The organism is Georhizobium sp. MAB10, assembly GCF_045012825.1.
In the GTDB taxonomy this organism is placed as follows: Bacteria; Pseudomonadota; Alphaproteobacteria; order Rhizobiales; family Rhizobiaceae; genus Georhizobium; species Georhizobium profundi.
On record NZ_CP118314.1, the window covers coordinates 520281 to 544514 of the forward strand.

The window sequence follows — 24234 nt, forward strand, 5'->3', positions numbered from 1 at the left end:
CGGCTCGCGGCCAATGTTCTCCGGACCGGTCGAGCCCATTTCTCCCGACGTTCAAGGACCGAATTTTCATGAGCGATCACGATCCCTACGGCACGATGCATGCCACCACGATCATCACCGTTCGCAAGGGCGGACAGGTGGTCATGGCCGGCGACGGCCAGGTTAGCCTCGGCCAGACCATCATGAAGGGCAATGCGCGCAAGGTGCGCCGGCTCGGCAAGGGCGATGTCATCGCCGGTTTCGCCGGTGCCACGGCTGACGCCTTCACCCTTCTGGAGCGCCTCGAAGCGAAGCTCGAGCAATATCCCGACCAGCTGATGCGCGCTGCAGTCGAGCTTGCCAAGGACTGGCGCACCGACCGCTACCTGCGCCGGCTGGAAGCGATGATGCTCGTCGCTGACCGATCCGTCACCCTTGCGATTACCGGCAATGGCGACGTTCTCGAGCCGGAGCACGGCACGATCGCGATCGGATCAGGTGGCAACTATGCCTTCGCGGCCGCACGAGCGCTGATGGACACTGACCTTGGCGCCGAAGAGATCGCGCGCAAGGCGATGGGTATCGCCGGCGATATCTGCGTCTACACCAATGGCAATGTGGTGGTGGAGCTTCTGGACGACGCGGCCTGAGATCTCTCGGCCGCTCACCCCGCTCCACGCATTGCACAGCACAGGACATATTCTCAATGACCGTTTTTTCTCCGCGCGAGATCGTTTCCGAGCTCGACCGGTTCATCATCGGACAGAACGATGCGAAGCGCGCCGTTGCCATCGCACTGCGCAACCGCTGGCGCCGCCAGCAGCTCGATGAGAGCCTGCGCGACGAGGTGATGCCGAAGAACATCCTGATGATCGGACCGACAGGCGTCGGCAAGACCGAGATCTCGCGCCGTCTGGCGAAGCTCGCCGGCGCGCCCTTCATCAAGGTCGAGGCGACGAAATTCACCGAGGTCGGCTATGTCGGCCGTGACGTGGAGCAGATCATCCGCGATCTGGTCGAGGTCGGCATCGGCCTTGGTCGCGAGCGCAAGCGTCAGGAAGTGAAAGCAAAAGCCCACCTTTCCGCTGAAGACCGGGTTCTCGACGCACTCGTCGGTTCCACGGCCTCGCCGGCGACGCGAGACTCGTTCCGCAAGAAGCTGCGTGAAGGCTTGCTCGACGACAAGGAAATCGAGATCGAGGTGGCCGATACCGGCTCGGGCATGCCGCTCGATATACCTGGCATGCCGGGCGCCAACATTGGCGTGCTCAATCTGTCCGACATGCTCGGCAAGGCGATGGGCAAGCGCACCAAGAAGATCAAGACCACCGTCAAGCAGTCCTACCAGCAACTGATCGAAGACGAGGCCGACAAGCTGATCGACGACGAGCAGATCGCGCGTGAAGCGGTACGGGCCGTGGAGAATGACGGCATCGTCTTCCTCGATGAAATCGACAAGATCGCCGCCAAGAACGGTGGGATGGGTGCGGGCGTGTCGCGCGAAGGCGTGCAGCGCGACCTTCTTCCGCTGGTCGAAGGCACGACGGTCGCCACCAAATACGGGCCGGTCAAGACCGACCACGTTCTCTTCATCGCTTCCGGCGCCTTCCACGTTTCAAAGCCCTCGGACCTCTTGCCTGAATTGCAGGGTCGTTTGCCGATTCGCGTCGAGCTGCGGGCGCTGACGAAGGAAGATTTCCGCCGTATCCTGACCGAGACGGAAGCGAGCCTGATCAAGCAATATGTTGCGCTCATGGGCACGGAGCAGGTTGAACTCAGCTTCACCGACGATGCAATCGATGCGCTTGCAGGCGTCGCGGTCGATCTCAATGCAAGCGTCGAGAACATCGGCGCACGGCGGCTGCAGACGGTGATGGAACGCGTGCTCGACACGATCTCATTCGAGGCGCCCGACCAGTCCGGCACAACGTATGTGATCGATGCCGACTATGTTCGCAAACATGTGGGCGATCTGGCGAAGAACACCGATCTGTCGCGCTACGTTCTCTAGCCCAGCTGGCCATTGTGGCGATTCGGCACCGCGTGGATACTTTCGTTCACGCGGTGCTCTATTCGGCTGCGATCCATCTCGACATCAAGGATCGCTCGTCGCTATTCATCGCCTATTCTATGAGGGCTGAAAGCGATGATTCCCGGCGGCTGGACACGTGTCTTCTGCTTGACGGTGGGGCTTCTTGTTGCTGCGCTTCCGGCGCAGGCGGCCGGACGGCCGGTGCCTGAAGGAAACCGCTTCGCCGAGCAACCGGCCGTGCCGGGCGCATCGAGCCGCCGGACATCCGGGCTCAACACGACGTTCGAAGCAAAATACCGTCGGATTTACGATCTGCTCGCTTCTGACGAGGGTCTGCGTACGAAAATCCGCTCGGCAGGCCGTGCTTACGGCATCGACCCGATCCACATTGTCGGTGCGCTGGTCGGCGAACACACCTACAATGTCGACGCCTATGATCGGCTCCAATCCTATTACGTAAAGGCCGTCGCTTACGCCGGCGAACGCTTTTCATTCGGCTACAAGGGCGAAAACGTCCTCACCTTCGTCGCGCGTGAGCCTTTCGCCCATTGCGGCGAGCTGACCGGCTCCTACGCGCTCTGGTCCTGCCGCGAACGCGTCTGGGACAATGTCTTTCGCGGCCGCACAGTTGATGGCGTCCGCTACCCAAACGACCGCTTCTCGGCCGTATTCTTCCAGCCCTTCTTTGCCGGCCAGACCTTCGGCCTCGGTCAGATCAATCCGCTGACCGCGCTGAAGATGTCGGATCGCGTCATGAAGGTTTCGGGCTATCCGAAGCTCCAGGCGGATGATCCGATCGGGGTCTACCAGGCGATCATGGATCCCGACCGGTCGCTCGCCTACATGGCTGCAATCCTCGCCTCGTCCATCGAGGTCTATAAGCGCGTCGCGAATTTCGACATTTCGACCAATCCAGGCATCACAGCCACGCTCTACAATGTCGGCGATCCAGATCTGCGCGCTGCCGTTCTTGCCCGCCGCAATGGTGGCGGCGGTCGTCACCTTCCTGAAGAGAATTATTACGGCTGGCTGGTGAACGATCGGCTGGAAGAACTGCGGAAATTGTTCCCCGAAAGCTGAGCGTATCAGCGTTCGATCTGGTCCAGCAGTGCACTCAAGGTAGCGAGCTCCTTCTCGCTCATCTGCGGCAGCAGATGCGCCAGACGGTTGGCGATCTCGGTCTTCTGCTGAGACAGACCGCTCGTTTCGAGCTTTATCTTCGGATCTGACAGATAGGCGAGGCGCTGCAGTTCTTCGGCCTCGTCCCAGATGATGTTGAAGAAGCCGATCACCTTCTGCACGAATTCCCAGCTCGGGCGACCCCGGTGGCCGTGCTCGAGCGCCGACAGGTAGGCCGGAGATACGCCGATCGCTTCGGCCATCGCACGCTGTGTGATGCCGCGCTCGGTGCGCATCCGCCGCATGGCGGCGCCGAACGGCGTCATGGCGCAGGCCTGCGCTTCTTCAGGCGGAGATAGATGGCGCCCTCGCCGCCATGGCCGCGCGCCGCCTGCTCATAGCCGGACACATAGGGGCGGAAATCCGGTTGTGTCAGCCAGTGGGGCACAGCACGTTTCAGCGCTCCTTCACTGCCGAACGACGCACCCTTGCCGGTGATGACGAGCACATGGCGCAGGCCATCCGCATAGGCTCGCCCGAGAAAGCCTAGCAGCCGCATGTGCGCGGCCGATTGATCGAGCCCATGCAGGTCGATCGTCGCGTCGATCGGCAGTCGCCCGCGCGCGATCTTGCGATGAACGGGGCGCTCGATCGGGTGCAGCGAGGCGGCAGGCTGTTTCGCCTTTCGGGTCTCTTCGACCGGTGATTCGCGGAACGACGCTGCCAACGCCTTGCGCATACCTTCCGTCACTTTGGCAGGCTCAGGCGGCTGTACGCTATTTTCCGGGACTTTCGGCGCGAGATCGGCGCTGCTGCCGAGCAGGCTCTCCATCCGACCGGGCATGGGACGCGCGGTCTTCGCCACCTTGTTCCAGAGCGCGTTTTCACCGCGTGTCAGCTTGCGCCCCTTGCTCATAGGCCGAGCCTCGTCGCAGCCGGGCGTGGAACGAGGAGGTGGAAAGTCGCGGCGTGCTTGATGGCTCCTGCTTCACTGCCTGCAACTGAGCCCGAGCCTGTGAAGATGTCGGCGCGCGCAGGACCGATGATCGCTGAGCCCGTATCCTGCCCAATCATCAATCGACAGAACGGCTTAGGGCCATCCACGTGGGTCAGGTTCTCGGCATTGATGAAGAAAGGTGTGCCGAACGTATGAATTTCTCGATCCACGGCGATCGACCGACCTGCCGTCAAAGGCACCTTGGCAGCGCCGATCGGGCCGCGGGCCGGATCGATCTCGGGCTCCTCCCGGAAGAAGATGAACGACCGATTCTGCCAGAGGATTTCATCCAGCCGCTCAGGATTCGCGGCCAGCCACTGCCGGATCGTATCCATCGTCACTGCTTTGGCGTCGATTTCACCGAGATCGATCAAGACGCGACCGATGGCCGTGAAGGGATGGCCGGACTTGCCGTCGAAGGTGATGCGCGTGACCGTGCCGTCCGGAAAGACAAGCCGGGCCGATCCCTGGATATGCGTGAAAAAGACATCCACTCGGGAACGGGCCCAAGCGATTTCGAGATCTCGCTCCGACAGCGCTCCGCGTTCGATCGATCCACGATCGGCGAACTCTTTGAGACCCTTGTGATCCTGCTTTGCCCAGGTGATGCCGGCGGCCTGCAGTTCGGGCGCCTCGCCCGCTTCCAGCTGTCGCAGTTCGGGTGGGCGCTTCAGGAAGGGAAACCGGAACTGAGCATCCGGAATGCGCGAAACCTCGACCTCGGGCTCGTAATAGCCGGTCAGAAAGCCGCTGTTCTGGTTGCCGATCCGACAGGGCAGGAAATGCTGCTCGAAGAAACGGCGTGACGTGTCGGGCTCATCGGAGAGGTGATCGAGTGCTGCGATGGCCGGGATGAAATCCGTGGCTTCGATGCCGAGCGATCCGGTGCGATACGGCTTTTGAGAGGATTTCAGGTGGCGAGCGCATACCCGAAACGCCGAGAGGGCGGCACGATGATCATCGGCCGCCCACCCTGCAATGTCCTCGAAGCGAGCCGGATGAAGAACCGCCGGCATGGCGCCGTCAGGCGTCGGCTTCGGTGGCGATGAGCTTCCAATTGGGGTCGCGCGACCGCGTATCACGGGCAAAGGTCCAGACATCATTGACCTCACCGACGCTCTCCGCGTCACCATCGACAACCTTGCCATCCTTGTCATGGGTCACGGAAATAAGCTGACTGACGAGGCGCAGCGTCACCGCCGACTCCGAGCCCTTCAGCTCCGCCTGGACGATTTCAGCCTTTTCGACGCCGACGAAAGAGGATTTCACAGTTTCGCCGCGCGATTCGCGCTCGTTGATCGCAGCGACGAAGCCTTCATAGACTTCGCGGGACAGGAGGTTCTTCAGCGTCTTGCGGTCGCCGTCGGCAAAGGCCGTGACGATCATTTCATAGGCGATCTTCGCGCCCTCGACGAACTGCTTGGGATTGAAGGCAGGATCGGCTGCGGCGATCTCACGCAGGCCGGCATTCAAATCCGTGCCAGGCTTGGCATAGGCATCCACGGCTTCGAAGCCACCTTCAGCACGCGGCGTATCACGACGGGGCAGGCTGACGACCTTGCCATCGTCAGAGATGTCCGTACCGGCAGGGGCCTTGGCACCTTCGCGCTTGGTATAGGGGTCGTAGGGCTGGCGCTCATTGCCCGTTCGACGACCGAGCACACTGCGCAGCTGCAGAAATATGATGACTGCCGCCACGAAAAAGAAAAATGTTACAAAATCAAAGGAGCCCATTGCGCCTGCTGCCGATCGGGTGTGTGCCTGCCGCCCCATATAAGGCCCAGGCGGGGATCATTCAAACTCCGTACATTCAAATTGCGACATGGGGCCACCATATTGGGGCCGATTGTTGCGACGGTCGATGTATGAGGCCTGTCGAAACTGTAGTGTATCGGTGTCCACTCAAGGATCAATGGCTGTCACATGGCGTTCTCTCTCGTGCCTTTCATGCTTTTGGCCATGCCGATCGCGGAAATCTCCGTCTTCATCCTCGTCGGAAGCCAGATCGGGCTCTTGCCGACGCTTGGCCTGATCCTCGTCACCGCCATCATCGGATCGGTTCTGTTGCGCGTCCAAGGGTTCGGGATCGTGCGTCGCATCTCGGAAGAAGCGCGCGCTGGTCGCGTGCCGGGCCGGGAGCTCATTCACGGCGTCATGATCGTCGTTGCCGGCGTGCTTTTGCTCACGCCCGGCTTCATCAGCGACACGATCGGCTTCCTGCTCTTCGTTCCAGCGGTTCGGGATTTCGGCTGGCGTCTCGTCAAGGACCGGATCGTCGTGGTCGGTGCGGGTCTCGGAGCGGGCATGGCCGCCGGGATGCGTGGCCAGGCGAGGCATCCGGGCGATGAGCAGAGGCCCTATGGTGCGCAGCCGCGTAGCCGCACCGTCATCGATCTGGACGAGGACGATTTCAGCCGCGAGCCATCACCGGATTCCCCGTGGTGGGACGATCAGGACGGTCGTGGCGGCCCGAAAAGCCACTGATTGTGCGCTTTGAGTTGTCACCCGGCGGTTGAAGTGATAGCCACGCCGGGATTTTTAAGGGCTGCCGTCGGGCAGTTCGACGGACAAACGGGGAAGAACGATGGCCGAGGAAACAAAGAATTCCGATGGAGCCGCAGCACCAGCGGCAGCCGACAAGGCAAATGGCGCGACGCCGACCTTGAACGTGGTTTCGCAATACATGAAGGATCTGTCCTTCGAAAACCCTTCCGCGCCGCGCAATGCCGGCCAGCGCGGCAAGGCGCCGGCCATCAACATCAACGTCAACGTCAACGCCAATCCACTCTCGGAAACCGAGTATGACGTCGTTCTGACGCTGAACGCGACGGCCAAGGACGGCGAAACCGTCGTCTTCAACGCCGAGCTCGTCTATGGCGGCATCTTCCGCCTGCAGGGTTTTGCCAAGGAGCACATGCTCCCGCTGCTCTTCATCGAGTGCCCGCGCATGCTGTTCCCGTTCGCCCGCCAGATCATTGCGGACGCAACGCGCAATGGTGGTTTCCCGCCGCTGATGATCGACCCGATCGATTTCGCGCAGATGTTCCAGCAGCGTATGGCCGCCGAGCGGACCCGTGCGGCGAGCGCTCCGGCGCCTCAGGTCAACTGACCGCAACGATGATCAGCCTTCCCCGATCGGCCTGATGGGGGAAGGCTTTCAGACTGATTTCCGGAACACAATCTATCGCAGAACGCGCCACAACGCGTTCTTGCCGAGCCTTTCGACCAGGCGTGCATGCGCTGCCTCCTCCAACTCTGTCAGCCGTGGCGGCAGCGGGCGCTCGCGCACCATGACGGAGATATCGATCTCGACGGATCTCCCTCCACCATTGTTTCCAAATTCGATTTCGAGACCAAGCGCCGTCTGACGGCCGCCGATCATCTCGATATAGACTTCGGCCAGGAGTTCAGCGTCGAGCAATGCGCCGTGCTTGGTGCGGTGGCCGTTGTCGATGTTGTAGCGCCGGCACAGCGCATCCAGCGAGTTCGGACCCATCGGATGGCGTCGGCGCGCGAGCACCAGCGTATCGAGGATCTGTTCGCGCCCGATGGGAGCGATCCCGATGCGCTCGAATTCGGCGTTGATGAAGCTGATGTCGAATGTCGCGTTGTGGGCGATCAGCGTCGCATCGCCGAAGAATTCCTGCAGTTCACCCGCGATCTGGGCGAAAGTCGGTTTGTCCGCCAGGAATTCGTCGGTGATCCCGTGCACCTGCAGCGCATCCGGATGGACGGGGCGTCCCTGCGCATTTATGTAGACGTGGAAACTCCGGCCTGTCGGAAAATGGTCGATGAGCTCGAGACATCCGATCTCGATGATGCGATCGAGCCTGAAATCGAGGCCGGTCGTTTCCGTATCGAAAATGATCTCGCGCATCACGCTCTCCATCCGCGTCTCATGCGGGTTGTCCGGTCAGTTCAAGAATGATCGCCTCGACCCGCTGCTCCGTCGCGGCCAGGCCTTCGCCGGTCTCGATGATGAAATCGGCACGGGCGCGCTTTTCGGCATCTGGCACCTGCCGCGCGAGAATAGAGGCGAACTTCTCCTCCGTCATGCCGGGCCGGGCCATGACGCGCGCCTTTTGCACATCTTCCGGACAGGACACCACGGCAATGCGATCGACATCGGCATCGCCGCCACTTTCGAAGAGCAGCGGCACATCCAGAAGGACGAGCGAATGGCCCGCGGCCTTCTGCTCGCTGAGAAACGCTTCCCGCTCGCGTCGGACAAGCGGATGGACGATCGCTTCCAGTTTTTGCAGCGCCTCGCGGTTGCCGAGAACCTTCTGCGCCAGGACAGTCCTGTCGATGACCCCGTCAGCGCTTGTTATGCCTGGGAACGCGGCTTCCAGCATGGGAACGGCCTGGCTGGCATAAAGCTCGTGAACGACAGCGTCGGAGTCGAAGACAGGTACGCCGCGTGCGGCAAACATTGCCGCGGTCGTCGATTTCCCCATGCCGATCGAGCCTGTCAGACCCAGCTTGATCAATGTTTGGACTCCAGATCTGCGATCACCAGATCCCGGACTTCCTGGGTCACGTCGGGGCGCAGTCCGAACCAGCGTTCAAAGCCCGGAACAGCCTGGTGCAGCAGCATGCCGAGCCCGTCGACGATCGGCAGTCCCTGGGCTTTCGCCTCCTTCAGAAACGGCGTCATCAGCGGCGCGTAGACGATATCGGTGACCACGGCGCCGGGACGCATGGTGGTGAAGTCGATGGACGGGACGTCCGAACCGTCGAGACCCAGAGAGCTGGTGTTGACGAAGAAGTCCGCGTTCCGGATGAGCGAGGAAAGCTTTTCCATCCCGTGGGCGGCTGCTTTGGGACCGAAAAGGCCAGCGATCTCCCCGGCCCTTTCGACCGTGCGGTTGACGATATCGACCCGATCGAACCCGCGTTCGACCAGCGCGTCGATCACCGCGCGACTTGCGCCGCCCGCGCCGAGCACCACGGCTCGCTCACCGCGATCCCAACCCGGCGCGCGCTGATCCAGATTTGCCAGAAACCCATAACCGTCGGTGTTCGTGAGATGCAGGCGCCCATCGACGCGCCAGAGCGTGTTTCCGGCACCGAGCCGTGCCGCGACCGGATCGATCTCATCGGCACCCCGCATGGCGGCTTCCTTGTGGGGCATCGTCACATTGCCGCCGACGAAACCCGCTTCGCCGCTTCGCAAGCGGTCCAGGAATCCCGAGAAATCATGCGGGGCAACGTCGAGCGCTTTATAGGAGCCGGCGATGCCATGCTTCTTGAGCCAGTGGCCGTGAATGATCGGCGAGCGGGAATGCCCGATCGGGTGCCCGACGACGAAAGCGGCAGGCGGCGTGGTCATCCGTCGATCGCCCCGACCCGGCGCAGCTCTGCCAGAAGCGGCAGCAAGGGCAAACCGACGATGGTGAAGTAGTCGCCCTCGATCTTTTCAAAGAGCTGAATGCCCCTGCCCTCCAGCTGATAGGCGCCGACGCTTTTCAAAGCGATGTCGCCGACAGCGGCAAGATGCCGTCCGATGAAGCCGGGATCCAGGTCGCGCATCGTCATGGCCGCCGTCGACATATGACGCCACACCGCCTCGCCGTCTCGCGCCAACACGATCGCGGAATTCAAGAAGTGCGTCTTGCCGGAGAGTTTCAGTAGATGCCGGCGCGCGCCCTCCATATCGTCGGGCTTGTGAAAGACTTCATCGCCCAGCGACAATGTCTGGTCGGAACCGATGACCCATGCGCCCGGCGAACGCTCGCTCACATCGACGGCCTTGGCTTCGGCAAGCACCAGTGCGACATCTTCCGGCGTCGCACCGCTATCGGCAAGCGGCGCTTCCAGCGCGCGTTCATCGACCTCGGCAGGCTTGATATCGAAAGCCACCCCGGCGTTCTCCAGCAATTGGCGGCGAAATGGGCTCGAAGACGCCAGAATGATGGGTGCAGCCATGGCCGAGACAATCCTTGCAAATGATCGATGGTTCGAGCGCTAACGCGCCTTGCCGCGCAAGGCAAGAATCGCGGCGGCCGTCTCCTCGATCGACTTTCGGGTCACGTCGATCATCGGCCAGTTCCTGCGCAGGCAAAGGGAGCGGGCGTGTTTCAGTTCCTCGGCGATCGTGGCGCGGTCGGTGTAGATCTCTGAATTGTATCCTTGCGCGTTGCCCAGCATCCGGTTTTGCCGCACCTGCGCGATGCGCTCGGTCGAGGCGATGAGCCCCACGATCAGCGGCTTGCGCGCCTGGTCGAGCGCCGGCGGCAAGGGATTGCCCGGCACGATCGGGAAATTGGCGGTCTTCACGCCGCGATTGGCCAGATAAATGCTCGTCGGCGTTTTGGATGTGCGGCTGATGCCCACGAGAACCACATCGGCTTCTTCGTAATCCGTAATGATCTGACCGTCGTCATGATCCATCGTGTAGTTCAGCGCATCGATCCGACGAAAATATTCCGCGTTCATCACGTGTTGCGCCCCGACGCGGCGCCGCGACGGAGCTCCCAGATAGGACTGGAACACCGTCATGATCGGTTCGAGCACGGAAACGCTCGGGACGCCCATTTCCCGGCACCTTGTGTCGATCATGGAGGACAGGTCCTGATCGACGATCGTGTAGAGCACGATGCCCGGCGCACCATCGATCGCGTCAAGCACAGCACCCAGCTGCTTGCGGTTCCGGATCAGCGGATAAACGTGCTCCAGCACCTGAGCGTCCTGGAACTGCGCAGACGCAGCTCTGCCGGCCGCCATTAGGGTTTCACCGGTCGAGTCCGAAATCAGATGGAGGTGAAAGTAATTTTTCGGCTGATCCACACGATTCACTGGGGGCTGTTGATGACTGTTGATGACTTTCGGAATGATGATCGCGGTGTTCTCAGGCCGGTATGAACTGCCGACTTGTCCACAATGAGCACTGCGGGGACGGCCTTTCACGGTCAATGTCACGCTGCGGGGAATCGGAGGACGCGTCAACACACCATCCACAGCTTAACCAAAAGGGATCAAGGCTGTGCTTAGCCGCAAAATGCTGAAATGTCATCGCTTTTTGAGGTGTCCACATTGCAAAGCGCATCAAGTGATTCCAGTGTGCGGCACAGATGGCTTCCACGCTTCTTGTGGAGAAGATGTTGACCAAAACTAATCCCTGGAACACACCGACTCTAAGAAGAAGAATCCATTTCAAAGAATCCTTCATTTAAGGAAGAGGAGACGCCGTGACCGACCGAAAGGTGCTGCGCGTTCTGGCAGGAGAGACCATCAGCCCACCGCCGATCTGGCTGATGAGACAAGCGGGACGCTATCTTCCGGAATATCGGGAGACACGGCTGAAGGCGGGAAGCTTCCTCGATCTTTGCTACACGCCCGAATACGCTGTCGAAGTGACGCTGCAGCCGATCAGGCGGTACGCATTCGATGCTGCGATCCTGTTCTCGGACATTCTCGTCATTCCCGATGCCTTGAAACGTGGTGTGCGCTTTGAAGAAGGGCGAGGGCCCCTGATGGAGCCGATCGATGCCGATGGCATTGCCGCGCTTACTCCGGAAGGCGTGATCGACCATCTGGCCCCGGTATTCGAAACGGTGCGGCGTTTGAGAGCCGAGTTACCGGCCGAGACGACCCTGCTCGGTTTCTGCGGTGCGCCTTGGACGGTTGCGACCTACATGATCGCGGGGCATGGAACGCCTGACCAGGCACCGGCACGATTGTTCGCCTACCGCGAACCTGCCGCATTCGCGCGGCTTCTGGACCTGCTGGCCGACATCTCCGCCGATTATCTGTGTGCACAGATCGAAGCTGGCGCCGACGCGGTGCAGATATTTGACTCTTGGGCTGGTGTTCTGGGCGAAGCCGAATTTGAAGCCTTTGCGGCTCGCCCCGTCCGGCGCATCGTCGACCAAGTTCGGGCACGTCATCCGCAGGCGCGTATCATCGCTTTTGCGAAAGGTGCCGGAGCCCTTCTGGAGGGCTACCGCAAGCGCACCGATGCGGACGCGATCGGTCTGGACTGGTCGGTGCCATTGTCATTCGCCAAGCGGCTTCAGGAAGAAGGTCCGGTTCAGGGCAATCTCGATCCGATGCGCGTCGTTGCGGGCGGGAAGGCTCTGGATGAGGGGATCGATGCCATTCTCGATGTTCTCGGCAATGGGCCGCTGATCTTCAATCTCGGTCATGGCATCACGCCGCAGGCCGATCCTGCGCATGTGACGCAGCTGGTGGAGCGGGTGCGTGGTCGGACCTGAGGCTTCAGCCGCCGCCGGTCGTAAAGCGCGCCGCAGGGCCTACACGGCCATCGCTGCGCTGCTTTTCTGCGTGGTGCTCGTCTTCTGGTGGCGGCCGGCCAGTCTCGATCTCTGGATCAAGGCGGCGCATGTGGTGGCGGTGATATCCTGGATGGCCGGGCTGCTCTATCTGCCGCGGCTCTTCATCTACCATACCGATGCCGAAATCGGCTCTGTTCAGTCGGAAACCTTCAAGGTCATGGAGGAGCGGCTTCTCAAGGTGATCATGTGTCCTGCGATGATGATCTCCTGGGTGCTTGGGCTGTGGCTTGCCTATTCAAGCTTCGCCTTCTCGGGTGGATGGTTGTGGGCGAAGATTGCCGCGGTAGTCGCACTGACTGCCATTCACGTTCGCTTCCTCAAGGCCTGGAAGAGCTTTGCTGCCGACCGACGGGAACACACGGCACGCTATTGGCGGATCATGAACGAGGGCCCGACGCTCCTGATGATCGCCATCGTCATTCTCGTGATCGTGAAGCCTTTCTAAGCCTCAAGAGCGGTTTCCGAGCTTCCCATTCGCGTCTCAATTGACGTGCGGCGACAAGCCGCTTGCGTGGGGGCAGGGGAATCGCTATTTTCGCGTCAACTTCTCCTCGGCATCGCGTTGACGTCCCCGGCGACAGGCTCCACGGAGCGCACACGCCTCTTCATTCCCGACGCGCCGCCCCCTCCATCATTTTTTAGTTTTCCAGTCATCCCGGATACTCCATGCAAGAAATGAAGCTGCAAGAGCTCAAGAGCAAATCACCGACCGATCTTCTCGCTTTCGCGGAAACGCATGAAGTCGAGAACGCGAACGTCATGCGCAAGCAGGAGCTGATGTTCGCCATCCTGAAGAAGCTTGCGGCGCAGGATGTCGAGATCATCGGCCAGGGTGTGGTCGAGGTTCTGCAGGACGGGTTCGGCTTCTTGCGTTCGGCCAATGCCAATTACCTGCCCGGCCCGGACGACATCTACATTTCGCCCTCGCAGCTGCGTCGCTTCGCGCTCAAGACCGGCGATACGGTAGAAGGGCCGATCCGTGGACCCAAAGAAGGAGAGCGCTATTTCGCGCTGCTCAAGGTCAACACGATCAATTTCGAGGATCCCGAAAAGATCCGCCATAAGATTCACTTCGACAATCTGACGCCGCTTTATCCCGATGAGCGGTTCAAGATGGAGCTCGATGTTCCGACCTCGAAGGATCTGTCGCCGCGCGTGATCGATCTCGTCGCGCCGCTCGGCAAGGGCCAGCGCGGGTTGATCGTTGCGCCGCCGCGCACGGGTAAGACCGTGCTTCTGCAGAACATCGCGCATTCGATCACGGCCAACCATCCCGAATGCTATCTGATCGTTCTCCTGATCGACGAGCGGCCGGAAGAAGTGACCGACATGCAGCGCTCGGTGAAGGGTGAAGTCGTTTCGTCAACCTTTGACGAGCCGGCAACCCGCCACGTGCAAGTGGCTGAAATGGTTATCGAAAAGGCCAAGCGCCTCGTAGAGCATGGGCGCGATGTCGTCATTCTGCTCGATTCGATCACGCGCCTTGGCCGTGCCTACAACACCGTCGTTCCGTCCTCGGGCAAGGTGTTGACCGGTGGTGTGGACGCAAATGCACTCCAGCGGCCGAAGCGCTTCTTCGGCGCCGCCCGTAACATCGAGGAGGGCGGGTCGCTCACGATCATCGCCACTGCGCTGATCGACACCGGCAGCCGCATGGACGAAGTGATCTTTGAAGAGTTCAAGGGCACCGGTAACTCGGAAATTGTTCTGGACCGCAAGGTGGCCGACAAGCGCATCTATCCGTCCATGGATATTCTGAAGTCCGGTACGCGTAAGGAAGACCTCCTTGTGTCGCGCCAAGACCTCCAGAAGATCTTCGTGCTTCGCCGTATTCTGGCCCCTATGGGCACGACGGATGCGATCGAGTTCCTGATCGACAAGTTGAAGCAGACTAAGAACAACGCGGACTTCTTCGATTCCATGAACACGTAGTCGGCTTACGTCCGATACGCGCTTGGCGATGTGGAGCGGTAATTGACCGATCCCACCACAGACACGATCGTAGCTTTGGCGAGCGGCGCACTCCCCGCGGGTGTCGCCGTTCTTCGCGTTTCAGGACCGCATGTTCGATTCGTTTTCGAAACGATGTGTGGTGGCGTGCCCGAGCCGCGAATTGCCCATCTTCGATCGATTCGGAACCGAAACGGAGAGCTCCTGGATAAGGGCATCGTTCTACATTTCCAAGGGCCTAAGTCCTTTACCGGTGAGGACTGCGCCGAATTTCAGGTCCATGGAGGAAGGGCAATTGTTTCTGCAATTCTGGCGGAATTGGCTAGTCTCCCGAGAGTTCGTCTCGCGGAACCGGGCGAGTTCACCCGTCGGGCATTTGAAAACGGCAGGATGGACCTCACTGAAGCCGAGGGCCTCGCCGATCTCATTGCGGCGCAGACGGAAATGCAGCGGCGCCTTGCCGTTACTCAATCTGAAGGGGGCCTGACGCGGCTTTATGCTGGCTGGGCGCGTCGACTCCTGCATGCGCGAGCGTTGGTTGAGGCCGATCTTGATTTTGCCGACGAGGACGACGTCCCTGGATCAGTTGCGGATCGCGTCTGGAGCGACATGGCGGAACTTCGTGTTGAGATGGAGCGCCACCTCGCAGAAGCCAGCATTGGCGAACGCATTCGCGATGGTTTTAAGGTTGTGATCGTCGGCCCACCGAACGTAGGGAAATCAAGCTTGCTGAACGCGTTGGCGGCGCGTGATGTCGCAATCGTGTCTTCCGAGGCGGGAACAACGCGCGATCTCATTTCTGTTGATGTCGATTTGGGCGGATACGCCGCGACGATTACCGACACGGCGGGTATCAGAGAGACAGATCATGGCGTCGAGCAGGAAGGCATTGCCCGCGCGCGAAGGGCCCTGGCCGAGGCGGACCTTGTCCTGAACCTCTCCGATTGCGGAGAGTATGTCACTGATGCCCCGGCAGCCGTGCCTGAAATCCGCGTCCGAACGAAATCTGACTTGAACACGGGCGTCCCGGTTCTCAGCGACGTAGCAATTTCGGTAGCTACAGGTCATGGCGTTGACGCTTTGATTGAGTTGTGCAGATCAAGACTGAGCAGCTTGGCAAATTTTTCTTCCTTTGCTCTGCCGACACGACTTCGCCATCGACAACATCTCACGCAGGCGCTTGAGTGCCTGACTTTCGCCGTGAGCGAGTCTCACATGCCGATAGAGCTTCGGTCTGAGGAGCTTCGGCTGGCGAGTGATGCGCTTGGTCGCATCACGGGCCGTGTGGACGTGGAAGACGTGCTGGATGTCATCTTCAGCTCATTCTGCATCGGGAAATAATCGTGACTCACGTGAAACACTGAGGACTGGTGGTGATGGATCAACTTTCCGCATTCGACGTCGTCGTCATTGGCGGGGGGCATGCAGGCTGCGAAGCTGCCGCGGCCTCGGCGCGCCTTGGCGCCAATACGGCGCTGCTCAGTCTGTCCGCTGACAAGATCGGCGTTATGTCTTGCAATCCCGCGATCGGCGGCCTGGGCAAAGGACATCTCGTTCGCGAGGTCGATGCTTTGGACGGTTTAATGGGTCGCGTGGCGGACCAGGCCGGCATTCAGTTTCGCATGCTCAACCGCAAGAAGGGGCCGGCGGTGCGCGGACCTCGCACGCAAGCCGATCGCAAGCTCTATCGCCAAGGCGTGCAGCGAGCCCTCAATGATCAAAGCAGCCTCTTCATCGTAGAGGGAGAAGCTGAAGATGTTCTGGTCGCCGATGGACATGTGACCGGAGTTGTCTTGGCTGATGGCCGGACGATCCGCTGTCGGGCTGTCGTCTTGACGACGGGGACCTTCCTGCGTGGCGTCATTCATATCGGTGATCGCCAGTTTGCAGCGGGACGAATGAACGAGCAGCCCTCACTCGGTCTCTCTAAGACATTGTCGCGATTGGGCTTTAAGCTCGGAAGGCTCAAGACGGGGACGCCGGCGCGCCTTGATGGGCGCACGATCGATTGGGCCAGCATTGATCGTCAGGAAGCTGATGCTGATCCCGTGCCGTTTTCCTTCATGACAGATCGGATTACGGTTCCCCAGATTGCATGCGGCGTCACGCGGACCACAAAGCAGACGCATGACATCATCGAGACGAACATCAAGCGTTCGGCGATGTATTCGGGGAACATCTCCTCGGTCGGACCTCGATATTGCCCGTCGGTAGAAGACAAGATCGTCCGCTTCGCGGACCGGGAAAGCCACCAGATCTTCTTGGAGCCCGAGGGTCTCGACGACCACACGGTGTACCCCAACGGCATTTCGACGTCTCTTCCAGAGGATGTCCAGGCGGCTTTCATAGCGACAATACCCGGCCTGGAGAAGGCGAAGATCCTGCAGCCGGGTTACGCAATTGAGTATGACCATATCGATCCGCGTGAGCTTCATCAGACGCTTGAGACCAAGCGTCTGTCCGGGCTGTTTCTTGCCGGACAGATCAACGGAACGACGGGCTACGAGGAAGCGGCCGCCCAAGGTTTGGTCGCCGGACTGAACGCGGCGCGGACTGCGGGAGGGGCCGATGGAGTGACGTTCAGCCGGGCGGACTCCTATATCGGCGTGCTTATCGATGATTTGACGACACGGGGCGTATCGGAGCCCTATCGTATGTTCACGTCGAGAGCGGAGTTCAGGCTGTCGCTGCGCGCTGATAATGCCGACGTACGGCTTACTCCAACGGGATTGAATCTGGGATGTGTATCGTCAGAGCGTCGGTACCGCTTCGAGCAGTGGACGAACCGTTTGGATGAGGCACGAGAGCTGTTGAAGCGAACAGTGCCCAGTAGGTCGCAGTTGGAAGCCGTATCGATCTCACCGCGGCGCGACGGAGTGCAGAAGTCGGTGTTTGATCTGCTTTCACATCCAGAGACAAAAATCGAATCGTTCGAGAGAGCTATTCCCTCCCTCGCTGCCATCTCGGTCGAGTTGCGCGAAAGTCTGGAGATTGAAGCGGTCTACTCAGTTTATCTTGAGCGACAGGCTTCATCGGCTTCTCAGCTTCGTCGTGAAGAAGAACGCGCCATACCAGCCGATTTTGACTACGCTTCGTTGCCTGGATTGTCGAACGAGCTGAAGCGCAAGCTGTCGATGTCCAAACCTTTAAGCATCGCGCATGCGAGCAATATCGAAGGCATGACGCCGGCTGCCATCGCGCTGATACTGTCCAAGCTCAAGCGTCGGGCGACCGCAGAAGAGGCCCTGTCAGCGTGAAAGTCGATTATAGTGATCTGCGTGTTTCACGTGAAACAGTGGACAGGTTGGCGATTCTTGTTGACTTGCTGCAGCGCTGGCAATCACGGATCAATCTCATTGGCCCCTCGACGGTAGAGGATGTCTGGGCGCGTCACATCCGTGATTCGCTCCACGTATATCACACGCAGCCAACACCGTTTCGATGGGCTGATCTTGGCTCGGGCGCCGGCTTCCCCGGGCTTGTGACGGCTATCTGTCTTGCGGAACGGACTCGTGGCCATGTGCACCTGATCGAAAGCAATTCGAAAAAAGCTGCGTTCTTAAGGGCAGCGATACAGGCCACCGGGGCGCGCGCAACCGTGCACCCTGAACGAATCGAGGCTGCATCGCTCAAGATCGAGCGGCCTGATGCCGTTTCGGCGCGTGCACTGGCTTCGTTGTCGGACCTATTGCAGCTGACTGAGGCGTGGATTTCAGACGGAACAGTTGCCTACTTCCACAAAGGTCGGGATTACCGAAACGAGGTCGAGGCTGCTCGTGGCGCTTGGGATTTTCATCTGGTAGAACATAAGCAAGACCGAAGCGATGAATCGGTCTTGCTGGAGATCAGTGGCCTCCGTCGCCGCTGAGCGGCACTTGCGGAGCTGACATGCTGAATCGGATCATCACCATTGCGAACCAGAAGGGTGGCGTCGGCAAAACGACGACGGCCATCAATTTGGCGACGGCGCTTGCCGCGATCGGCGAGAATGTTCTCGTCATCGATCTCGATCCCCAAGGAAATGCGAGCACGGGACTTGGAATCGAGCGAAAGGAGCGTCGGCTCTCTAGCTATGACTTGCTGACGAATTCGGCAACACTTGAGGAAATTGTTGTCCCGACCGCTGTACCCAATCTGTCGATCGTGCCTTCGACGATGGATCTGCTCGGTGTCGAGATGGAGATCTCTTCTGCTTCTGACCGTGTGCTGCGCGTGAAGAAGGCTTTGCAAACCGAGGCTGCTCGGCGGTTCAGCTACGTCCTCATCGATTGCCCGCCATCCCTGAACCTTCTGACGATCAACGCGATGGTAGCCGCGAACTCCATACTGGTTCCACTGCAATGCGAGTTCTTTGCACTGGAAGGTTTAAGCCAGCTGCTCGAAACTGTCGGCCAGGTCAGGCAGACGCTCAATCCAGCGCTTGATATCCAGGGGATAGTGCTGACCATGTATGATGCGCGCAACAACCTCGCCCAACAGGTGGTGGCCGACGTGCGCGAGCATCTGGGGGACAAGGTTTACACGACACTCATCCCTCGCAATGTACGTGTATCTGAGGCGCCGTCTTATGGTAAGCCGGCTATCATTTACGACCTCAAATGCGCTGGTAGCCAGGCTTACTTGCAACTGGCCTCTGAGGTTATCCAGCGCGAGCGTCGGCGACGGGCCGCTTGATCGTCCGATTGTCCAAGGAAGACATGATGAGTGAAGACACTTCGAAGAGACGCCTCGGCCGCGGACTGGCAGCCCTGATCGGCGAGATGGATCAGCCTGAAACGACTGCGCCGTCGCGTGCCAAAGCCGACAGTTTTGTTCCCATCGAGCATGTGACGCCGAACCCCAACAATCCGCGCCGCCAGTTTGATCCGGATGATCTCAAGGACCTCGCCGCGTCGATCAGCCAGCATGGTGTCGTGCAACCGGTCGTCGTGCGCACACGCGGGGCAGGGCGCTACGAGATCATCGCTGGGGAGCGGCGTTGGCGCGCATCGCAGCAGGCTGGGCTGGTCGAGATCCCGGTCATCATCCGCGATGTGGACGACCGTACGGCGCTTGAATTGGCGATCGTCGAAAACGTTCAGCGCGCCGATCTCAATCCTCTGGAAGAAGCGCAGGGATATCAGCAGCTTATCGCTGAGCATGGCTATACGCAGAACGATCTCGGCGACATCATCGGCAAGAGCCGCAGCCATGTCGCCAACAGTCTTCGGCTATTGAAGCTGCCTGAAATCGTTCGGTCGATGCTTGCCGGCGGTCAGCTGTCGTCCGGGCATGCGCGCGCCATTGCGGCGACGTCGGATCCAACCAAGCTGGCGCGCGAGATCGTCAGCAAGGGTCTGTCCGTGCGAGATGCAGAGCGCTTGGCCCAGAAGGATGCCGAAACCGGTGGTGCCGAAAACGAGCCGACAAGGGCGGCTGCATCGAAGGACGCCGATACTCTGGCGCTCGAGCAGTCCTTGTCCAACGTGCTCGGGTTGAAAGTCGAAGTCAGCCACAAGACACGCGGCGGCCATATCCGCATCGATTACAAGTCGCTGGATCAACTGGATGAGCTTTGCCGGCTGCTGGGCGCCAGAAGCTAATTTGCCGGCAAACTGACTGAGGATGATTAAGCGCGTTGCAAGCGAGCGGCGCGGGCCGATCGCACTGCCAGCGCTAGAAGTGCCTGCCTCGCGATCGCGTCCTCCAGCGCTGGCCGGCGCCGCGTTTCAAGGATAGCGGCCTGCAGGTGCGTGAGAGCCTGCCCGATCGCATCCATTCGCCAAGCGGCGAGCGCCTTCTCCAGGGCGGGCTTTCGCCGGAAATGCACACGCCTACCTTGTTCTGCAACCACATTGCCGACGGGTTTGCCATCCTGCTCGACGGATGCGCGCATCGTTTCAAGAGCCTGGAACTGGCGCAGGCAGCTTTGCAGCGCAAGGAAAACTGATGTCTTCGAGGCCATGATCCGCCGCAGCGAAAGATCGAGTGCTTCGACGTCTCCCAACAACACGGCGTCCACGGCCGCATCAACTGATAAAGCGGAGGCATCCCCTATCACCGCCAGGACGTCTTCTTCCTGGACGACATCCTTGCCCTGGGCATAGAGGGCAAGCTTCTGGATCTCGCCACGCGAGGCCAGGCGGTCACCGCCGATAAGGCTCGCGAGGAGTTCTCTTGCGGCCGAAGTCAGGCGTAGTCCTGCTGCCGACATCTCGCTGTCGATCAGCTCGTTTACGCTCCGCCCTTCATCGGCGTAGCAGGGCACGGCTAGCCCGGCTTTCGCCTCTTCGACGAGTTTTCGAAGTCCTGTGCCCTTCTTGAGATCACCGGCTTCGATGACAACGAGGCAGTCGCTGGGGGGATTGTTTGCCAGCTCTCCGACCGCTTCGAGAACGCCGCGGTCGTTACCGGCACCCAGCAGCCGGACGAGCCGCAACCCGCCGAAGAGGCTGATGGCGCGCGCCTCGTCGACCAGACGGCCGGGATCGGAATTCACCGTAACCGCGTCGAGCCTCACGGCCGAAAAGGGATCGTCGGCATCAACCTTGCTCGCCACAACCAGACTGGCCGCACGTTCGGCCACCAGTCCGCGATCGGGCCCATAAATTAGCACGATTGGCTGCGGGGGGAGGCCCTTGGCAATCAGGCGTTCGAATTCATGCGCCTTGATTTGCGCCACGGGCCGCCTCTGTCGTCAGGAACAGCGCGAGATCGGCTCTGAGGCGCTCTGCCAACTCCCGCGCAGCACGATTTTCCGCATCCCGCGCGGCGCGTATATCGGCAAAGCCCTGCTCAAAACGGTCGTAGCTCGTGGTGACCGCTTGCCGGCGAAGAGCCACGACGTCCCCGGTTGCCGAATCCGTGATCTGGTATTCGGCGCGCACGGTCAGGTTCTGACCGGTTGCCCGACCATCGATCGGGTTGCGTAGAATCCCAACGTCGCTGCGGGTAACCGTGAGGTCAACGCGGTAGCGCGCATCGGACGGTTGACCGGCGCCGCCGTGAAGCAGGAAGATCAGTTCGTTGCGAAGTTCCTGGCCGACCCGATCGTCAGCCGCCTCGATGATGATGTCTGCTGCGGGCCGGGCGGCCATGTCGTAACCCGGCGCCGACCGATCAGCATAAAGCGGCGTGACCTGGCAGGCGGCAAGCCCGAGGCACAGCGCCCCGGCTGTAAGGCGAAGAACAGGCCGGCCGATCGCACGGCGGATGTCAGACAACGACATTCACGATCCTCTGGGGAACGATGATGATTTTCCGAGGCTCGTTTCCAGCCATGGCTGCTTGTACGAAATCGAGCGCCAGCACGGCGGCTTTCACGTCATCTTGCGAGGCTTCGCGCGCGATTGTCAAATCGCCACGCTTCTTGCCGTTGATCTGCACAGGCAGGAGGATTTCATCCTCCACCACCAATGCGGGATCGAAGTCCGGCCAGGCCGCCATGGAAACCATGCCTTCGTTTCCAAGCGCAGACCAGCACTCTTCGGCGAGGTGAGGGGTCATCGGTGCAATCAGGTGGACAAGGATTTCGACGGCCTCACGACAGGCAGCCAGCATCTCAGGCTCCGCACCGTCCTTGGCGACCGACTGCAGCGGGACGGACAGAGCATTGGTCAGCTCGTAAATGCGCGCAACAGCCTTATTGAAGCTGAGACGTTCAAGATCTTCACCAACGGCTTTCAGCGCCTTGTGCGCGGCACGCGATACTTCGAGAGCAGGGCCAGAGGCGCCAGCGGTAGGCGCAATGCCCGACAGCGCCGGTGCCGATTCCTGCACCAGTCTCCAGACACGCTGTACGAACCGATGGGCGCCTTCGACGCCTGATTCGGTCCAGATGACATCGCGCTCAGGTGGTGAGTCCGACAGCATGAAGAAGCGTGCGGTGTCGGCGCCGAACGAGGCGATGATGTCGTCCGGATCGACGACGTTCTTTTTCGACTTCGACATCTTCTCGATCGAGCCGATCGTCAGCGCTTCGCCCGTTTCGAGATGGATTGCGCGGCGGCTGCCCTCGACATCTTCAATGCGAACATCGGCAGGCGCCACCCAGCCGGCTTCACCCTTGTAGGTTTCGTGCACGACCATGCCTTGTGTGAACAAGCCCTTGAACGGCTCGTCCAGATCGAGATGGCCTGTCGCCTTCATCGCGCGCGTGAAGAAGCGCGAATAGAGAAGGTGCAAGATCGCGTGCTCAATGCCGCCAATATATTGGTCGACAGGCAGCCAGGCATTCGCCGTCTGGGGCTCGGTCGGCGCATCGGCGCGGGGCGCGGTGAAGCGGGCGAAATACCAGGAGGAATCGACGAAGGTGTCCATCGTGTCGGTTTCGCGACGCGCATCGGCACCGCATTGCGGGCAGGACACGTGGCGCCATGTGGGATGGCGGTCGAGCGGGTTGCCCGGCTTGTCGAAATTGATGTCGTCCGGCAGCTGCACCGGGAGGTCCGCCTTCGGCACTGGCACGACGCCGCACGCTTCGCAGTGGATTACGGGAATCGGGCATCCCCAGTAGCGCTGGCGCGAAATGCCCCAGTCGCGCAGGCGGTAGTTCAGCTTGCGTTCCGCCTGCGGCCGGCCGTTGATCTCGGTGTCAGCCAGTCGCCGTGCGACCTCCTCGAATGCTTCGTCAGGCGTCATGCCATCGAGGAAGCGCGAGTTGATCATCACACCTTCGCCCGTGTAGGCCGTTTCGGTGATCTGGAACGACGCGGTGTCCGCATCCTTCGGCATCACCACCGGGGTTACCGGCAGACCGTAGCGATTGGCGAAATCGAGGTCGCGCTGGTCGCCGGACGGGCAGCCGAAGATCGCACCGGTGCCGTAATCCATCAGCACGAAATTCGCGACATAGACAGGCAGCGTCCACGACGGGTCGAAGGGATGTTTCACGTGAATCCCTGTCGGGAAGCCCTTCTTCTCCGCAGTCTCAAGCGCGGCCAGCGAAGTGCCCGCACGCCGGCACTCCTCGCAGAAGGCTTCAAGCTCGGGGTTCGACGCGGCAGCCTGGCGCGCAAGGGGGTGATCCGGCGAGATCGCCATGAAGGACGCGCCGAACAGCGTGTCGGGTCGCGTCGTATAGACTTCGAGCTCCGTTGCGCCTGCGGGCGCCGTTGAATTATCGATCTCCCAGCGGATCACGAGACCTTCGGACTTGCCGATCCAATTCTTCTGCATGGTCCGGACTTTTTCCGGCCAGCGATCGAGACCGTCGAGCGCCGTCAGCAGGTCCTCGCTGAAATCGGTGATGCGGAAGAACCACTGCGTCAGCTCGCGCTGCTCGACGAGAGCGCCCGAACGCCAGCCGCGGCCGTCGATCACCTGCTCATTGGCCAGGACCGTCTGATCGACCGGATCCCAGTTGACCTTGGACTCGCGGCGGTAGACGAGGCCCTTCTCCAGGAAGTCGAGGAAGAGGTGCTGCTGGCGCTGATAGTATTCCACGTCGCAGGTCGCAAATTCGCGGCTCCAGTCAAGCGACAGGCCCATCGATTTCAGCTGGCGCCGCATCGTGTCGATGTTCTGGTAGGTCCATTCCTTGGGGTGGACCTTGTTCTGCATCGCAGCGTTTTCGGCTGGCATGCCGAAGGCGTCCCAGCCCATCGGGTGCAGCACGTTGAAGCCGCGCGCTCTTTTATAGCGGGCAACGACATCGCCCATGGCATAGTTGCGCACGTGACCCATGTGGATGCGCCCAGAGGGATAGGGAAACATCTCGAGCACGTAGTATTTCTCGCCGACAGCATCATCCTTCGTTTCGAAGACCTGATCTTCGGTCCAGCGCGCCTGCCATTTCGGCTCGGTTTCGCGTGGATTGTATCGTTCGATCGCCATGGCTGCCTTGAAATTCCGGAACTGTCGGAAGTTTGGTGTGGGCGGGA

General features: G+C 60.6%; 25 protein-coding genes. 13 read left to right on the plus strand and 12 right to left on the minus strand.

Annotated elements, in window-relative coordinates:
- The first annotated feature begins 68 nt into the window (after window positions 1–68).
- From hslV to PU133_RS02355, 3 genes are all read left to right on the plus strand, one after another.
- Complete coding sequence (hslV, locus tag PU133_RS02345; protein WP_404863345.1) at window positions 69–629, plus strand: ATP-dependent protease subunit HslV; 561 nt, start codon at window positions 69–71, stop codon at window positions 627–629.
- Window positions 630–685: 56 nt separating this feature from the next.
- Entirely contained in the window at window positions 686–1990 is a 1305-nt protein-coding gene (hslU, locus tag PU133_RS02350; protein WP_126007358.1) for an ATP-dependent protease ATPase subunit HslU, read from the plus strand.
- A 135-nt stretch (window positions 1991–2125) separates the two neighbouring features.
- On the plus strand, window positions 2126–3091 hold the full coding sequence (locus PU133_RS02355) for a DUF1402 family protein (protein ID WP_404863346.1): 966 nt from the start codon (window positions 2126–2128) through the stop codon (window positions 3089–3091).
- 5 nt (window positions 3092–3096) lie between these two features.
- On the opposite strand, the gene PU133_RS02360 is transcribed toward PU133_RS02355, so the two are convergent.
- From PU133_RS02360 to PU133_RS02375, 4 genes are read right to left on the minus strand one after another with little or no spacing between them, the layout of a single operon-like run.
- Entirely contained in the window at window positions 3097–3456 is a 360-nt protein-coding gene (locus PU133_RS02360; protein WP_126007362.1) for a helix-turn-helix domain-containing protein, read from the minus strand.
- A complete protein-coding gene (locus tag PU133_RS02365) occupies window positions 3453–4046 on the minus strand; it encodes a Smr/MutS family protein (RefSeq protein ID WP_404863347.1) in 594 nt (197 codons plus the stop codon). Before PU133_RS02365 ends, PU133_RS02360 begins: the two co-directional genes overlap by 4 nt.
- Complete coding sequence (locus PU133_RS02370; protein WP_404863348.1) at window positions 4043–5143, minus strand: murein transglycosylase A; 1101 nt, start codon at window positions 5141–5143, stop codon at window positions 4043–4045. The genes PU133_RS02365 and PU133_RS02370 overlap by 4 nt, the downstream gene beginning before the upstream one ends.
- A 7-nt stretch (window positions 5144–5150) precedes the next feature.
- The gene (locus tag PU133_RS02375) at window positions 5151–5861 is read right to left on the minus strand and encodes a Tim44/TimA family putative adaptor protein (RefSeq protein ID WP_404863349.1); all 711 of its coding nucleotides are present in this window, start codon (window positions 5859–5861) and stop codon (window positions 5151–5153) included.
- 189 nt (window positions 5862–6050) lie between these two features.
- Here PU133_RS02375 and PU133_RS02380 point away from each other — a divergent pair, with 189 nt between their 5' ends.
- Both PU133_RS02380 and secB read left to right on the plus strand, forming a co-directional pair.
- Window positions 6051–6611, plus strand: coding sequence for an FxsA family protein (locus PU133_RS02380; RefSeq protein ID WP_404863350.1), 561 nt, complete (start codon window positions 6051–6053; stop codon window positions 6609–6611).
- Between the two features lie 100 nt (window positions 6612–6711).
- Complete coding sequence (secB, locus tag PU133_RS02385) at window positions 6712–7236, plus strand: protein-export chaperone SecB (RefSeq protein ID WP_404863351.1); 525 nt, start codon at window positions 6712–6714, stop codon at window positions 7234–7236.
- A 72-nt stretch (window positions 7237–7308) separates the two neighbouring features.
- Here the strand turns inward: secB and dnaQ are convergent, their stop codons facing one another.
- The 5 genes from dnaQ to PU133_RS02410 are packed head-to-tail and all read right to left on the minus strand — an operon-like array spanning window position 7309 to window position 10916.
- Window positions 7309–8004: a DNA polymerase III subunit epsilon gene (gene dnaQ, locus PU133_RS02390; RefSeq protein ID WP_404863352.1), complete on the minus strand. Its 696-nt coding sequence runs from the start codon at window positions 8002–8004 to the stop codon at window positions 7309–7311.
- 19 nt (window positions 8005–8023) lie between these two features.
- A complete protein-coding gene (gene coaE, locus PU133_RS02395; protein WP_404863353.1) occupies window positions 8024–8617 on the minus strand; it encodes a dephospho-CoA kinase in 594 nt (197 codons plus the stop codon).
- Window positions 8614–9459, minus strand: a complete 846-nt coding sequence (locus tag PU133_RS02400) for a shikimate dehydrogenase (protein ID WP_404863354.1) — start codon at window positions 9457–9459, stop codon at window positions 8614–8616. Before PU133_RS02400 ends, coaE begins: the two co-directional genes overlap by 4 nt.
- Window positions 9456–10055 carry a Maf-like protein gene (locus PU133_RS02405; RefSeq protein WP_404863355.1) on the minus strand — a complete coding sequence of 200 codons (600 nt, stop codon included), beginning with the start codon at window positions 10053–10055 and terminating at the stop codon, window positions 9456–9458. Before PU133_RS02405 ends, PU133_RS02400 begins: the two co-directional genes overlap by 4 nt.
- 39 nt (window positions 10056–10094) lie before the next feature.
- Window positions 10095–10916, minus strand: coding sequence for a pyruvate, water dikinase regulatory protein (locus PU133_RS02410; protein WP_404863356.1), 822 nt, complete (start codon window positions 10914–10916; stop codon window positions 10095–10097).
- A gap of 419 nt (window positions 10917–11335) precedes the next feature.
- Here PU133_RS02410 and hemE point away from each other — a divergent pair, with 419 nt between their 5' ends.
- The 8 genes from hemE to PU133_RS02450 all read left to right on the plus strand — a co-directional run bounded on the left by hemE (window position 11336) and on the right by PU133_RS02450 (window position 19956).
- Window positions 11336–12343 (plus strand): uroporphyrinogen decarboxylase, encoded by a 1008-nt coding sequence (hemE, locus tag PU133_RS02415; protein WP_164527991.1) that lies wholly within the window; start codon window positions 11336–11338, stop codon window positions 12341–12343.
- Complete coding sequence (gene hemJ / locus PU133_RS02420; RefSeq protein WP_404863357.1) at window positions 12330–12869, plus strand: protoporphyrinogen oxidase HemJ; 540 nt, start codon at window positions 12330–12332, stop codon at window positions 12867–12869. Before hemE ends, hemJ begins: the two co-directional genes overlap by 14 nt.
- Window positions 12870–13090: 221 nt before the next feature.
- Window positions 13091–14356, plus strand: coding sequence for a transcription termination factor Rho (gene rho / locus PU133_RS02425; protein WP_126007388.1), 1266 nt, complete (start codon window positions 13091–13093; stop codon window positions 14354–14356).
- A gap of 42 nt (window positions 14357–14398) precedes the next feature.
- Window positions 14399–15715: a tRNA uridine-5-carboxymethylaminomethyl(34) synthesis GTPase MnmE gene (gene mnmE / locus PU133_RS02430; protein ID WP_404863358.1), complete on the plus strand. Its 1317-nt coding sequence runs from the start codon at window positions 14399–14401 to the stop codon at window positions 15713–15715.
- Window positions 15716–15750: 35 nt separating this feature from the next.
- Entirely contained in the window at window positions 15751–17631 is a 1881-nt protein-coding gene (gene mnmG / locus PU133_RS02435) for a tRNA uridine-5-carboxymethylaminomethyl(34) synthesis enzyme MnmG (RefSeq protein ID WP_404863359.1), read from the plus strand.
- Window positions 17628–18242, plus strand: a complete 615-nt coding sequence (rsmG, locus tag PU133_RS02440; RefSeq protein ID WP_404863360.1) for a 16S rRNA (guanine(527)-N(7))-methyltransferase RsmG — start codon at window positions 17628–17630, stop codon at window positions 18240–18242. The genes mnmG and rsmG overlap by 4 nt, the downstream gene beginning before the upstream one ends.
- 20 nt (window positions 18243–18262) lie before the next feature.
- Entirely contained in the window at window positions 18263–19048 is a 786-nt protein-coding gene (locus PU133_RS02445; protein ID WP_404863361.1) for a ParA family protein, read from the plus strand.
- 26 nt (window positions 19049–19074) lie between these two features.
- A complete protein-coding gene (locus PU133_RS02450; RefSeq protein ID WP_404864413.1) occupies window positions 19075–19956 on the plus strand; it encodes a ParB/RepB/Spo0J family partition protein in 882 nt (293 codons plus the stop codon).
- A 26-nt stretch (window positions 19957–19982) separates the two neighbouring features.
- Here the strand turns inward: PU133_RS02450 and holA are convergent, their stop codons facing one another.
- Genes holA through leuS form a run of 3 tightly spaced genes read right to left on the minus strand, consistent with a single transcriptional unit; the run spans window position 19983 to window position 24187 of the window.
- Window positions 19983–21035 carry a DNA polymerase III subunit delta gene (gene holA, locus PU133_RS02455; protein WP_404863362.1) on the minus strand — a complete coding sequence of 351 codons (1053 nt, stop codon included), beginning with the start codon at window positions 21033–21035 and terminating at the stop codon, window positions 19983–19985.
- The gene (gene lptE, locus PU133_RS02460) at window positions 21013–21582 is read right to left on the minus strand and encodes an LPS assembly lipoprotein LptE (protein WP_404863363.1); all 570 of its coding nucleotides are present in this window, start codon (window positions 21580–21582) and stop codon (window positions 21013–21015) included. Before lptE ends, holA begins: the two co-directional genes overlap by 23 nt.
- Window positions 21569–24187 (minus strand): leucine--tRNA ligase, encoded by a 2619-nt coding sequence (gene leuS, locus PU133_RS02465; protein WP_404863364.1) that lies wholly within the window; start codon window positions 24185–24187, stop codon window positions 21569–21571. Before leuS ends, lptE begins: the two co-directional genes overlap by 14 nt.
- Between the last annotated feature and the right edge of the window lie 47 nt (window positions 24188–24234).